This window comes from Microbacterium sp. NPDC055599 (genome assembly GCF_053618975.1).
In genome coordinates this window covers 37,207-50,381 of record NZ_JBSHIM010000001.1, presented here as the reverse complement: position 1 = coordinate 50,381, position 13,175 = coordinate 37,207, and the positions used below count along the sequence as shown (strand labels likewise).

At 72.4% G+C, this 13,175-nt stretch carries 14 protein-coding genes; 12 read left to right on the top strand and 2 right to left on the bottom strand.

What is annotated here, in order from left to right; translation table 11 throughout:
* Position 1: 1 nt before the first annotated feature.
* The 8 genes from ACWGQ1_RS00260 (at position 2) to ACWGQ1_RS00225 (ending at position 6,535) form a co-directional block, all read left to right on the top strand.
* Positions 2 to 889 carry a DUF58 domain-containing protein gene (locus ACWGQ1_RS00260; protein WP_136030824.1) on the top strand — a complete coding sequence of 296 codons (888 nt, stop codon included), beginning with the start codon at positions 2 to 4 and terminating at the stop codon, positions 887 to 889.
* Positions 876 to 1,361 carry a hypothetical protein gene (locus ACWGQ1_RS00255; RefSeq protein WP_136045857.1) on the top strand — a complete coding sequence of 162 codons (486 nt, stop codon included), beginning with the start codon at positions 876 to 878 and terminating at the stop codon, positions 1,359 to 1,361. Before ACWGQ1_RS00260 ends, ACWGQ1_RS00255 begins: the two co-directional genes overlap by 14 nt.
* Positions 1,352 to 2,338 (top strand): VWA domain-containing protein, encoded by a 987-nt coding sequence (locus ACWGQ1_RS00250; protein ID WP_206252094.1) that lies wholly within the window; start codon positions 1,352 to 1,354, stop codon positions 2,336 to 2,338. The genes ACWGQ1_RS00255 and ACWGQ1_RS00250 overlap by 10 nt, the downstream gene beginning before the upstream one ends.
* Entirely contained in the window at positions 2,335 to 3,405 is a 1,071-nt protein-coding gene (locus ACWGQ1_RS00245) for a VWA domain-containing protein (RefSeq protein WP_452312115.1), read from the top strand. The genes ACWGQ1_RS00250 and ACWGQ1_RS00245 overlap by 4 nt, the downstream gene beginning before the upstream one ends.
* Positions 3,402 to 4,157 (top strand): hypothetical protein, encoded by a 756-nt coding sequence (locus ACWGQ1_RS00240; RefSeq protein ID WP_452312114.1) that lies wholly within the window; start codon positions 3,402 to 3,404, stop codon positions 4,155 to 4,157. The genes ACWGQ1_RS00245 and ACWGQ1_RS00240 overlap by 4 nt, the downstream gene beginning before the upstream one ends.
* Complete coding sequence (locus tag ACWGQ1_RS00235; protein WP_136037459.1) at positions 4,151 to 5,251, top strand: hypothetical protein; 1,101 nt, start codon at positions 4,151 to 4,153, stop codon at positions 5,249 to 5,251. Before ACWGQ1_RS00240 ends, ACWGQ1_RS00235 begins: the two co-directional genes overlap by 7 nt.
* 74 nt (positions 5,252 to 5,325) lie before the next feature.
* A complete protein-coding gene (locus tag ACWGQ1_RS00230; RefSeq protein WP_452312113.1) occupies positions 5,326 to 6,024 on the top strand; it encodes a phosphotransferase in 699 nt (232 codons plus the stop codon).
* Positions 6,025 to 6,127: 103 nt separating this feature from the next.
* Positions 6,128 to 6,535, top strand: a complete 408-nt coding sequence (locus ACWGQ1_RS00225) for a pyridoxamine 5'-phosphate oxidase family protein (protein WP_136029637.1) — start codon at positions 6,128 to 6,130, stop codon at positions 6,533 to 6,535.
* A gap of 7 nt (positions 6,536 to 6,542) precedes the next feature.
* Here ACWGQ1_RS00225 and ACWGQ1_RS00220 read toward each other — a convergent pair whose 3' ends face one another.
* Entirely contained in the window at positions 6,543 to 7,250 is a 708-nt protein-coding gene (locus tag ACWGQ1_RS00220; protein WP_136029639.1) for a ZIP family metal transporter, read from the bottom strand.
* A 208-nt stretch (positions 7,251 to 7,458) separates the two neighbouring features.
* Here ACWGQ1_RS00220 and argG point away from each other — a divergent pair, with 208 nt between their 5' ends.
* Entirely contained in the window at positions 7,459 to 8,904 is a 1,446-nt protein-coding gene (argG, locus tag ACWGQ1_RS00215; RefSeq protein ID WP_136029641.1) for an argininosuccinate synthase, read from the top strand.
* Between the two features lie 49 nt (positions 8,905 to 8,953).
* On the opposite strand, the gene ACWGQ1_RS00210 is transcribed toward argG, so the two are convergent.
* Positions 8,954 to 9,613, bottom strand: a complete 660-nt coding sequence (locus tag ACWGQ1_RS00210; RefSeq protein ID WP_136029643.1) for a GntR family transcriptional regulator — start codon at positions 9,611 to 9,613, stop codon at positions 8,954 to 8,956.
* Positions 9,614 to 9,868: 255 nt separating this feature from the next.
* Between ACWGQ1_RS00210 and ACWGQ1_RS00205 the strand changes: the two genes are divergently transcribed.
* The 3 genes from ACWGQ1_RS00205 to ACWGQ1_RS00195 are packed head-to-tail and all read left to right on the top strand — an operon-like array spanning position 9,869 to position 13,121.
* Positions 9,869 to 10,495: a TetR/AcrR family transcriptional regulator gene (locus ACWGQ1_RS00205; RefSeq protein ID WP_136029645.1), complete on the top strand. Its 627-nt coding sequence runs from the start codon at positions 9,869 to 9,871 to the stop codon at positions 10,493 to 10,495.
* A complete protein-coding gene (locus ACWGQ1_RS00200) occupies positions 10,492 to 11,289 on the top strand; it encodes a hypothetical protein (RefSeq protein ID WP_452312112.1) in 798 nt (265 codons plus the stop codon). The genes ACWGQ1_RS00205 and ACWGQ1_RS00200 overlap by 4 nt, the downstream gene beginning before the upstream one ends.
* Entirely contained in the window at positions 11,286 to 13,121 is a 1,836-nt protein-coding gene (locus tag ACWGQ1_RS00195; RefSeq protein WP_206252104.1) for a YhgE/Pip family protein, read from the top strand. Before ACWGQ1_RS00200 ends, ACWGQ1_RS00195 begins: the two co-directional genes overlap by 4 nt.
* Positions 13,122 to 13,175: the final 54 nt, after the last annotated feature.

Genomic DNA, 13,175 nt, shown 5'->3' with positions numbered 1-13,175 from the left:
CATGGCCAGCCTGATCACCCAGGTGAAGAGCAAGCTCTTCATCCACTCGTCGCGCAAGTCCCTGCACGCGCTCGACGGCGCCTACGCGTCGCTGCTGCACGGACGGAGCCTCGACTTCGAGGACCTGCGCAAGTACGAGTACGGCGATCAGGTGCGCGACATCGACTGGCGCGCGACCGCCCGGCTGGGCACGCCGCTGGTGAAGCGGTCGCGGGCCACGCGCATGCACACCGTGATGTTCGTGGTCGACACCGGTCGCTCGATGGCCGCCCTGGCCGCCGACGAGCGCTCGAAGAAGGAGCTCGCGATCCTGGCCACCGGAGCCCTCGGCGTGCTCACGCTGCGCCACGGCGACGACTTCACCGTGGTCTACGGCGATGCGTCCAGGGTGCGCCGCCTGGCTCCCGGTCGCAGCGAGGGCGCCCTCGAGCACGCCCTGCGCACACTCGATCGCGCGGTGGACGACGCGGCGGCCCCGAGCGACCGCGACGCGCTGCTGTCGTTCGTCACCCGCACCGTCGCCCGCCGCATGATCGTGGTCGTGCTCACCGACGAGGCCCCGGTCACCTCCGAGACCGAGCGACTGCTGCGGAGGCTGCGCGTGCAGCACGACGTGCTGTGGCTCACGCTGCGCGACGCCGACCCCGTGCTCGACCACCGCACCGGGCGGCTGCGCGTCGACGTGGACAGCCGGTGGCAGGTGCCCGACTTCGTGCAGGGCGACCGCGGCATCGTGCAGGAGCTCACGGCGCAGCGCGATGCCGACGCCGCCCGCCTCGCCGACCTCCTCACCCGCATGGAGATCAGCCACGCCGCGCTCGACGGACAGGACGACGCCGTGCCGCAGCTGCTGCGGCTGCTGAACCGGAGGTCGAATGCCCGGCTCTGACGAGCTCTACCCGCCGGCGCAGTACGGCTGGGGCTGGATGCTGCTCGCGCTCGGCATCCTGGCGCTGCTGGTGCTCGGCGCGTGGCTGCTGATCGTGCTCACGCGACCCCCGCGCACCCCGGCCCCGGCCGCCACGGGCGCGACGCCCTCGACGCTCGACGTGCTGTCGGTGCTGCGCACGGAGTACCTCGACCGCATCCAGGCCGTGGAGAACGACTACCTCGGGCGCCGGCTGTCGGCGCGGCAGGCCAACCTCGAGCTCAGCCGCGTGGTGCGCGCGTTCGTGAACGAGTACAGCGGCCTGGAGGCGCCCGTGCTCGCGCTCGACGACCTGGTCGCCCGTGGCGTGAACCCGGCCCTGATCGACGCGATGGGCCGGCACTACTACCCGAGCATCTTCCGGCAGGGTCCGGCGATCGACCCCGTGGCGGGGGCCGCGGCCGCCAGGACGGTGGTGCGCGCATGGCACTAGCGAACGTGTGGATGCTGATCCTCGCCGCGGCCGTCGTGGTGGTGGCGGTCGCGGTCGGGCTCGTGCTGGGGTTGCGGCGGCGGGGCGGTCGTGCGGCCGGTGACACCGCGCGGGTCGCGCGAGCCGAACGGCTGCGCACGCTGCCGTCGTTCCGCCAGGCGCTGTCACGGCGGGTGCTGGCGCTGTCGGGGATCCTGGCGCTCGGCGCGGTCGCGGCGCTCGTGGCCGGCGTGGTGGCCGCGCGACCCATGGCCGCGCAGACCATCCAGCCGGTCAACAGCAGCCGCGACATCATGCTGTGCCTCGACGTGTCGGGGTCGATGAGCGAGGTCGACGTCGAGGTGCTGTCGGTGTTCGAGGAGCTGCTGGACGGCTTCGAGGGCGAGCGCATCGGGCTGACGATCTTCAACAGCTCGCCCGTGCAGATCTTCCCCCTGACCGACGACTACGACTTCATCCGCGAGCACCTGACGAGCATGGTGTCGAGCTTCGACTACGTCGACCGCATCCCCGAGCACTGGGTCGGGACCCTCAACGGCGACGGCGCCTCGCTGATCGGCGACGGCCTGGCGGCGTGCGCGATGGGCTTCGACCATCCCGACGACGACCGGTCGCGGTCGGTGATCTTCGCGACGGACAACGAGGTGAACGGCGCCTCGATCGTGACGCTGCAGGAGGCGGCGGCGTACGCCGCGTCGAACGGCGTGCGGGTTTTCGCGATCAACCCGGTCGAGGGCAAGGACGCCGCGGTGAGCGCCGAGCTGACCGCCGCCGCCGAGGCCACCGGCGGCGCGGCCTTCGGTCTGCGCGACACCACGACCGTGTCGGACATCGTCGACCAGGTGCAGGAGCAGGACGCGACGGCGCTGCGCGGTGAGGCGCAGGTGGTGTGGACCGACGCCCCGAACCTGTGGATCGCGGTGCTGTCGGTCGTGGCGCTCGGCTTCGTGCTGCTGGCGTGGAGGGTGCGACTGTGATCTTCCAGCCCGTCCTCCCCCTTATCCTCGTGGTGCTGCTGTGCGGTGCCGTGGCCGCCGCCGCGGTGTGGATGCTGGTGCGCGCACCCCGGGCCGGCGGCGAGCGCGTGACCGACCGCCGTGCGATCGCCGCGCACCGCTCACTGTGGGCCCTGCGACTGCTGATGGTGCTCGCGTGCTTCGCGATGCTGCTGCGCCCTGGCATCCCCGGCGGCGCGACCCAGACCCTCGCGACCGACACCGACATCGTGCTGGTGGTCGACACCACCGCCAGCATCGTCGCGGAGGACTGGGACGAGGGCTCTCCGCGGCTCGACGGGGTGCGCGCCGACGTGCGCGAGCTGGTCGCGCAGTACCCGGGCGCACGGTTCGCCCTGATCACCTCCGACGCGTCCGCCCAGCTGCGGATGCCGCTGACCACCGACACCACCGCGCTGATCGGTTCGCTCGACGTGCTGCGCCCCGAGGTCACCAGCCAGTCGCGCGGCAGTTCGATCGGGGTCGCCGCCGGGCTGCTGGAGGACACGCTGCGCTCCGCCGCCGAGGCCTCGCCGGACCGGTCGCGCATGGTGTTCTACCTCGGCGACGGCGAGCAGACCACGGGCACCACGCCCGAGTCGTTCGACAAGAGCGCGAAGTACACGGATGCGGGGGCGGTGTTCGGCTACGGCACCGCGGAGGGCGGTCCGATGCGGGTGACGAGCGGTGGCGTGAGCGGCGGCGAGGGCGAGTACATCCAGTACGAGGGCTCGGACGCGCTGTCGGTGATCGACGAGCAGAACCTGCAGACCGTGGCCGAGCAGCTGGGCGTGGAGTACCAGCACCGCACCGCCGACACCGAGCCCGTGCTGCCGGAGGCGCCGTCGACGACGACCAGCTACGCCGAATCGGGCGAGGTCGGCAACGTCACAGAGCTGTACTGGATCGCGGCGCTCGTGCTGCTCGCGCTCCTCGGGGTCGAGCTGCTGCGGGCGACCACGCTCATCGCGCGGCTTCGGGGACTCGCACCCGCCCGCCGCGGCGACTCCGTCGACCCCGCACCCGCGAGAGACGGAGGCGGCGCATGACCGCGCACGACGACACGGCCGCCGCGCTGCTGCGGTCCCACCGACGCCGCCGCCGCATCCGCCGCTGGGTGGCCATCGGCACGCTGCCGCTCACCCTCGCCGCACTGCTCGTGGTGGGCAAGATCCTCAGCATGTACGCGTTCGCGCACCAGTCGATCACGTCGTACGTGGTCGACGACTTCGCCGGGTCGGAGTCCGCCGCCCACGGCCAGGAGTTCCTGAACTGGTTCGAGCCGTACAAGGCGCCGTACAACATCGGCACCGCCCTCGCCGGTGCGGAGGAGCTGCCGGCGGCCAGAGCGGAGCTGGAGCGGGCGCTCGACCTCGCCACTGGACTGGAGGTGTGCGCGGTGCGCATCAACCTCGCGCTGGTCGTGGAGCGGATGGGCGATGCGGCCAGGGCGGACGGCGACGGTGCCGCGGCCGCGGAGCTCTACGGCGAGGCCCTCACCCTCACGGTGGAGACGCCGGAGGAGTGCCGCAGCGAGGAGGCGCAGCAGCAGTCGCCCGACCCGCAGCGCGACATGTCCGACACCCTCGACGGCGCGGAGGACCGGCTCAAGCAAAAGCAGCAGGAGCAGGAACAGGAGCAGCAGCCGCAGGAGCCCGAGGAGCAGGGGCAGGAGGAGCAGCCGCAGCCGTCCGACGACAAGCTGCAAGACCTCCAGGACAAGCTCAACCAGGGCACGCAGGAGCGCGACCAGCAGCAGGGCGACGATCCGGGCGGCTCGGGAACGGACAAGCCATGGTGAGCGACAACGAGCGTCAGCGCGCCCGCTACGTGGGCGGGGCCGAGGGCGCGCCGCCCGTCCCACCCCCCGGCGGGTATGCGGGGGCCAAGCGGCGCCAGCCCGACCTCACACCTCCGCCGCTGCCCGCGGCACCGGTCGACGAGAAGCGCACCCCGGGCTCCGCGTTCGGCTGGATCGCCCTCGTCGCGGCGATACTGTTCTCCCTGACCCTGCTCGGGGTGCTGGCCGCCGGCGGCACCGACCTGCTGTACGGGGTCACGTTCCTCACCCTGCAGCTGGTGGTGCTCGGCGTCGTGGTCGCGGCGCTGTTCTCCCCGGGTGCACGACGGCTCGGCGCGATCGCCCTGGTGGTGACGGTGCTGCTGAACGTGGCGACCGTCGGCGCGCTGAGCGCCCTGCGCACGTCCGCCTCGGGCGACTACGAGGGCGTGAAGACCGCGGAGCAGCGGCACGCGGAGGGGTATCCGGGCATCAAGGGCACCGACCCCCAGCAGGCGCTGTCGCAGCAGTCGCTGGAGGAGGTGCGGGCCACGGCCGACGAGCTGTTCGCGGATGTGCGCGCCCGGCTCACGGACGAGTTCGGCTACACGTGGACGCCGGTGGGCGCGGAAGACCTGCGGCCTGAGCGCAACGGCTACGGCGGCGAGTCGATGCTGTACGAGTTCACGACGGCCGCGTGGGCGACGAACGAGCCGGTGCAGGACTACGACCGCAAGCTCGAGGTCATGCGGGTGGTGAACGAGGTCGTGCTCGACCACGGGCTGTGGGATCTGTACGCGTTCAACGACCCGGCGAACTCGGGCATCGACCCGTCGATGATCGCGAAGCTCTACGGCAGCGACGACCCGCGCACGCAGACCACCTGGGAGTACTACACCGAGAACTACCCGGATCCGCTGCGGTTCTACGCCAACATCTACGACCTGTCGAACGACGTCGACGGCGGTTTCCGCACCTCGCGGGAGGCGCAGAGCGCCCGCACCGGCGAGCCACTGGAGGGCCTGCAGCTCGTGGTGATCGCGAGCGCCGTGCTGAGCGAGGCAGACCGTGCCGAGTTCCAGGAGAAGCTGCAGGACTACCCCGGCTTCGAGTGACCTCAGCCGGCGAGGGCGAGCAGCATCCGCGCCGCCACCGGTCGGCTCCGTCGGGGTGCTGCGAGGATGGCGGGATGCGGCAGGGTGCGGTCGGGACGGTGCGACTGGTCGAGCGCGACGGGCGCCGGCTGGTCGAGAAGCGGTTGTCCGACCCGGCGCGTCACGACACCGAGGTGCGCGCGCTGCGTGCCCTCGCGGATTCGGGGCTGCCGGTGCCACAGGTCGTGGAGGAGCGCGCCGGAGTGATCCTGATGACCGAGCTGCCCGGCGCCCGGCTGGACGAGGGTGATGCGGACACGCGGCTCGCCGCACTGCGGGCGTCGGCCGTCCTCCTCCGGCGGCTGCACGACCTCGTCGCCCCGGAGGACCTGCCGCCCGCGCCCGACGACGCCGCGATCATCGCCCGGTACCGCGCCGCCGACGGTCCTGCCCTTCCCCTGGCGATCCCGCCCTCGGCCGGCGTCGTCTTCTGCCACGGGGACTGGACCGACGGCAACGTGCTCGCGGCGGACGGCCGCATCACCGGTGTCGTGGACTGGGAGGCCGCGCACGCGGGCGATCCGGTGCGCGAGCTGTCCCGCGCGGCATGGGGCGCCGCGCGCAAGGATCCCCGCTCGGCCGATGCGTTGATCGAGGGCTACGGTGCCGACCCCGCGGCGGTGCGGGCGTGGTTCCCGATCCACGTCGCGGAGCTCTGGCTGTGGTTCGCCGAGGCCGGTCCACCCGAGTACTTCGCGCAGCTCACGGCCGAGTTGCGCGCCTGGCCGGGCTGAACGAAGCCGCGCCGAACGAAGGAGCCTCGTCCGGTCCGGGCGATGGCCCTCGAACATCCACCGGCCGCTGGCTACACTGGCGCCAGACGGAGGGAGCATCCGCATGATCCGAGAGCTCGAGCCCGATCAGTCCTACGAACTGCTGACCACCACCACGGTCGGCCGCATCGGCTTCCTGCACGACGGCCGCGTGCACATCCACCCGGTCAACTACGCCCTGTCCGGCCGCGACATCCTGTTGCGCACCTCGGCGGAGGGGCTGCTGGCCGCCGTGACGACGGTGCCGGCGGCGGTCGCGTTCGAGGTCGACTATCACGACCCGCTGGGCGCCACGGCGTGGAGCGTGCTGATGCACGGCACCCTGTCGCGCGCGCCCGAGGAGGATGCGGCCGGCATCTCGGCCCGCGTGCACCCGTGGGCCGGAGAGGACCGCGACCTGGCCCTGCTGCTGCACATCGAGACGATGTCGGGCCGCAGCGTGCAGCGCGACAGCCGCACCCCGAAGGTCTGACCCCGCGTCAGGACGCGAAGGCGAGCCCCGCGGCGAGCGCGAAGCCGAGCACGGTCGCGAGCCCCGTCGACTCCTTGGCCTTGGACTGCGCCTCGGGCACCATCGAGTCGACGAGCATGACCAGCAGCGCGCCGGCCGCGAAGCCGCTCGCCCCGGAGCGGAACACGTCGCCGGTCACACTGGCGAGGGCGAACCCGGCGACCGTGGCGGCGGCGCACGCCACCGCGACCCCCAGCCACAGCAGCAGCACGCGCGACTTCGCCATCCCGCCGTCGAGCAGGTCGGCGGCGGACCCGATCGACTCCGGCAGGTTCGACACCAGGATGGCGACCACGAGCGCGATGCTCACCGGCTCCCCCGAGGCCAGACCGATGCCGAGCACGAGCTGCTCGGGGATGCCGTCCAGCAGAGCGCCGACGGCGAGCTGCCCGCCCCCGGCCTGCCCCTTCGTGCGGGCGGCGCGGGCGTCGAGGATGCGGGCGGCGACATAGTAGCTGAGGGCGCCGAGCGCGACACCGGCCACGAGAGGGAGCGGTCCGCCGCGGTCCAGCCCCTCCTCCCACAGCTCGAACGCGATGGAGGCCATGAGGGCGCCCGCGCCGAAGCCGAGCACGATGCCGAGCCAGCGCGGCGGCCAGGTGCGCAGCAGGGCCAGGACCGCACCGACGAACAGCGGCGCCGCGGCGACGGCTCCCCACAGGATCGCTCCACCCATACGCACCTCCGGCCCCACTCTGGCACGGGAAGACGACTTCGGACGCCAAGCCCCGGCATGGCCGTCCACGACCAGAACCCGGCGCACGGCGATGCGCTCGACGCCATCCGCGGGCGGGCGCTGGGCACCTACGCGGCACTCGGCGTGCAGGTACGCCTGATCTGACGCACGGAAAGGCGACACGCCGCCCGCCGATAGACTGGAAGGCATGTCCAAGGTCCTCCAGTCCCTGCCCGTCGGCGAGCGCGTCGGCATCGCCTTCTCCGGAGGACTCGACACCTCCGTCGCCGTCGCCTGGATGCGCGACAAGGGTGCGGTGCCGTTCACCTACACGGGCGACCTGGGGCAGTACGACGAAGACGACATCGCATCGATCCCCGGCCGCGCGCTGGAGTACGGCGCCGAGGCCTCCCGGCTGATCGACTGCAAGACCGCGCTGGTCGAGGAGGGCTTCGTCGCGCTGTCGTGCGGCGCGTTCCACATCCGCTCCGGCGGCAAGACCTACTTCAACACCACGCCCCTGGGCCGCGCCGTGACGGGCACGCTCCTGGTGCGCGCGATGCGCGAGGACGGCGTCGACATCTGGGGCGACGGCTCCACCTACAAGGGCAACGACATCGAGCGGTTCTACCGCTACGGCCTGCTGGCCAACCCGCGTCTGCGCATCTACAAGCCGTGGCTCGACGCCGACTTCGTGACCGAGCTCGGCGGACGCAAGGAGATGAGCGACTGGCTCGTCGCCCACGACTTCCCGTACCGCGACTCCGCCGAGAAGGCGTACTCGACCGACGCGAACATCTGGGGCGCGACGCACGAGGCGAAGACGCTGGAGCACCTGGACGTGTCGCTGGAGACCGTCGACCCGATCATGGGCGTGAAGTTCTGGGACCCGTCCGTCGCGATCGAGTCCGAGGACGTGTCGGTCACGTTCGAGGGCGGCCGTCCCGTCGCGATCAACGGCGTCGAGTTCGCCGACCCGGTGGCGCTCGTGATGGAGGCGAACGCGATCGGCGGACGTCACGGCCTGGGCATGAGCGACCAGATCGAGAACCGCATCATCGAGGCGAAGTCGCGCGGCATCTACGAGGCCCCGGCCATGGCGCTGCTCTTCATCGCGTACGAGCGCCTGGTCAACGGCATCCTCAACGAGGACACCCTCGCGACCTACCACGAGCAGGGCCGCCGCCTCGGCCGCCTCATGTACGAGGGCCGCTGGCTCGAGCCGCAGTCGCTCATGCTGCGCGAGTCCATCCAGCGCTGGGTCGGCTCGACGATCTCCGGCACGGTCACGATCCGCCTGCGCCGCGGCGACGACTGGACGATCCTCGACACGGTGTCGCCGAACCTGTCGTACGGCCCGGAGAAGCTGTCGATGGAGCGCGTCGGCGACGCCGCGTTCGGTCCGGTCGACCGCATCGGTCAGCTCACGATGCGCAACCTCGACATCGCCGACTCGCGCGCACGCCTCGAGCAGTACGCGGGACTCGGCCTCGTCGGCGGCGCCACGGGCGAGCTCGTCGGTCGCGTAACCGCGGGCGAGTCCGCCGAGATCACGGGCGCCGTCGAGGGTTCGGTCTCCGAGGCCGACGAGACGCTGGCCGACGCGGTGGACACGGCATCGGAGCGCGCGGCCTTCGACTCCGGCACCGACTGAGCACGGTCACGACGAAGGGGCGCTCCACGTGGAGCGCCCCTTCGTCGTGTCAGGCGTCGGCCGGCGGCACGTCCACGTGGCGGCTGCGCTCCTCGGCGCGGTCGATGACCGCAGGGAGCACGGTGTCGAACAGGGTGATGAGAGCGGCGCGCGTGCCGACCGCGTCGCGCTGCGTCATGGCGAGACCGATCCCGGCGGTGGCCGAGCGGAGTGCCGCGAAGTCGAAGTCGCCTCTCGCCTGCGCGCTGAAGCGACGGATCTGCGGGCCGAGGAACTCGATCACGTTCGAGCGCGTGGCGTTTCCCTCGATGCGCGCGTACGCCACCGCGATCGTGCGCAGGGCGGCGCTGAACGCGGCGACGTCGGACGCATCCACGGCAGACGTCATGTCCTCCAGCAGCTCCGACAGATAGGTCACGTCGTCGTCGCCCATGAGCGGGGTGGCGTGTCGCACCGAGCCGATCCAGACGTCGCCGAACAGGGCGATCGCGTCGCGCACGTCGTCGAGGTCGATCGGAGCGACCCGGGTGAAACGATTGCGCTGCATGTCCACGAGGCCCAGCTCGGCAAGGCGGTCGAGCGCATGCCGCACGGGCGTCTTCGAGGTCCCGAGAGCGTCGGCGAGCTCGTGATCCCGCAGCCGCTCCCCCGGTCGCAGCTCGCCCGTCACGATCGCTTCGCGCAATCGGTCGTACACGTCGTCGCTCATCGTCCGCCGCTCCAGCGGACTGTCCATCCCAGGCACACCGCACCCCTCTCCGTCATGGCGGTTCCCCCCGCCTCCTCGGACACCGCTGCCGTCGGATTCGCTCCGATCCACAGGGCCCCCCTGAATCCGCGCCCGAGCGCAACGCGTAACATAACACAGTTGAAATGGGAAGGACCGACATGTCAGCGCGGCCGTAGCGACCAGCATCCGAGAACTATCTTGCACAAGCTTGTGCATGAAAAGTATCCTGGATGCATGACCACCCGTGCCCCCCGCCGCGACGCCGTGGAGAACCGCGCCGGCATCCTCGCCGCCGCCCGCGCCGCCCTCGCCCTGGACCCGCACGCCTCGATCGACGCCATCGCCCGCAGCGCCGGCCTGTCGCGCCGCACGCTCTACGGCCACTTCGACGACCGCGAGGCACTGATCCGCGAACTCGTCTCCAGCGGCGCGCAGCGCTTCAACGCCATCGCCGCCTCGGTCGACGACGCCGACCCCCGCGTCGCCCTCGCCCGCCTCGCCTCCCTGCTGTGGCGGGAGGCCGTGCACGTGCAGGTCGCCGCGGCCCTCGCCCTCGACGAGGCGCACGTCACCCACACGGCCGCGGCGCTCTCCCCGCTTCGCGACACCCTGGCGGCCCTGGTGCGGTCGGGGCAGGACGCCGGCAGCTTCCGCACCGACCTGAGCGGACCGACGCTGGCGCGGCTCATCGAAGAGATCGCCCGCACCGTCGTCTCGCGCACCGAGGCCGCCGACCCCGCCACGGGCGACCTCGCCGTGCGCGCGGTCCTGAGCATCGCCGGGCTGTCGTGGCGTGAGGTCGACGAGCTGCTCTCCGACCACCCGGAGCTCGCCGCGACCGGGCAGGAGGTCCGCGCATGAGAATCGCCCTGCACGAGGTGAGCAAGGGCCGCAACGGCCAGGCGCTCCCGGTCACGAGTCTGGAGTTCCACACGGGGGCCGTGCGCTACGCCCTCGCCGAGACCGAGCAACGGCCCACCGTGCTCGGCCTCATCGCGAGCGGGCGCATGCGCCCCGACAGCGGGCGGGTGAGCATCGACGGGGCGAGCGACGCCAAAGACCTGCGCCACCGCGTCGCCCTCGTCGACGCCCCCGACGTCAGCGACCCCCACCCCGACATCACGCTCGCGGGGGTCGTGGGCGAGGAGCTGATGTTCGCCGGGGCCGGTGCCACCCCGCTGCACGCGCGGCGCTGGCTCGCGCGACTCGGGTTCGAGGAGCTCGCGTCGGTCCCCATCGGGAACATCGACCCCGCCGCGCGCGTGCGCCTGCTGTGCGAGCTCGCAGTCCTGCGGCGCGGTGTGGAGGGCATCGTGCTCGTCGCCCCCGACCGCCACGGCGGAAGCCCGGACGGCTGGTGGCGCATCGCGGGCGAGTTCGCCGACCGCGGCTACGCGATGCTCGTGATCGTCGGGGGCTCGGCCGCCGTGGCCCTCGAGCGCATGCACGAGCTCGACGCCGTCAACGCCTCCGGCCCCGTCGAGCCGCTGGTCCTCGCCGCACCCGAGCCCGCACCCGCACCCGAGCCAGCACCCGAGCCGGTACCCGCACCCGAGCCAGCACCCGAACCCGAACCCGAGCCGGCACCTGCACCCGAGCCAGCACCCGAACCCGAACCCGAACCCGAGGCCGAAGAGAGAGGAGACGCGCGATGAAGGTCCCGTCCATGATCGCCGCCGAGCTCCGGCGTCTCACCGCCAGCCGGATGGGCATCCTCGCCCTGGTCGCCCTGGTCTGCGTGCCCATCCTCTACGGCGGCCTGTACCTGTGGGCCAACCAGGACCCGTACGCCAAGTTCCCCGAGGTGCCCGTGGCCCTCGTGGTCGACGACGAGGGCGCCCCCGCCCCCACGACGGGCACGGAGTCCGCGACCGGCGAGACCGTGAACTACGGCGAGGAGGTGGCCGAGAACCTCCTCGACGGCAACGCGTTCGACTGGCAGCGGATGACCGCGGACGAGGCCGCCGACGCACTGCGCCACGGCACGGTCGACTTCACCGTCACCATCCCGTCGGACTTCTCCGCCGCCCTCACCTCGGCCGCGGGCACCGACCCGCACCAGGCGCGCATTGAGCTGGAGACCAACGACGCCAACAACTACCTCGCCTCCTCCATGGGCACGCAGGCGGTCGAGAAGATCCGCAGCTCCGTCGCCGAGATGGTCGGCAGCGAGGCCGCCGAACGGCTGCTCACCGGGCTGAGCGACATCCGCGACAGCCTCGTGTCGGCGACCGACGGCGCGAGCCAGCTCGCCGACGGCGCCGGAACCGCCGCGTCGGGGAGCTCCGCCCTCGCCGACGGCACCGCCCAGCTCGCCGACGGCACGGCGCAGCTCGCGAGCGGCGCCCAGACCCTCGCGAACGGCGCGCAGCAGGTCAGCGCGGGCAACCGCCAGCTCGCCGACGTGGCCGACCGTGCGGGCGCCGCCGTGCAGGAGGCCACCGCCGCCCTGCCGCAGGTGCGCTCCGACATCGCCACGGCCCTCGCCGACCAGGGCCTCACCCCCGAGGAGATCGACCGGGTGCTGGCGCGGCTCGACCCGCTCGGCACCCGCCTGGAGGAGGGCAATGCGCAGGTGCAGGCCGCGGTCGGCAAGGTCGACCAGCTCGCGGCCGGCGCCGCCGCCCTCGCCTCCGGCGCCACCGACCTCGCGAGCGGCGCGGGGACGGTCGCGACCGGCGCCGCCTCCGCGAACGCCGGCGCCGCCCAGCTGCGCGACGGTCTCGCCACCCTCTCGTCCGGCACCGTCGAACTCCGCGACGGCCTGGCCGACGGGGTGCAGCAGATCCCGGAGTCCACCCCGGAGCTTCGCAGCCAGCAGGCCGACACCATCGCCGACCCCGTGAAGGTGTCGAGCGACAAGGTGGCGTCCGCGGAGGACTACGGCGCCGGACTGGCCCCCTTCTTCGCGGCACTGTCGGCCTGGATCGGCATCTACGCGCTGTTCCTCATCGTGAAGCCCATCTCGCGCCGCGCCGTCACCGCCCTGCACTCCCCCGTGCGCATCACGCTCGCCGGCTGGCTCACACCCGCCATGCTCGGCGCCGTGCAGATGCTCGGGCTCATGGGCATCCTGGCGCTCACGCTCGGCTTCACGTTCGACCACCCCCTCGGCACGCTCGGGGTGTTGATGTTCGCTTCTGCCACGTTCGCGGCGATCATCCTGGCGCTGAACGTCTGGCTGGGCTCGGTCGGACAGTTCCTCGGCCTCGTGCTCATGGTGCTGCAGCTGGTCACCGCGGGCGGCACGTTCCCCTGGCAGACGCTGCCCACCCCGCTCGCCGCACTGCACCACGTGCTGCCGCTCGGCTACGTGGTCGACGCGATGCGGCAGCTGATGTACGGCGGCGACTACGCCCGCGCCGGGTGGGATCTGGCCGTGCTCGCGCTGTGGCTCGTCGGTGCCCTCGTGCTCGCGGCGATCGGGGTGACGCGCATGACGCACCGCCGCACGCTGCGCGATCTGCAGCCCAGCCTGATCGGCTGACGCGGTCGCTCGCCGCGGGACGTGCCGCGACGAGCGCGGGCGGGCTAGGATGCG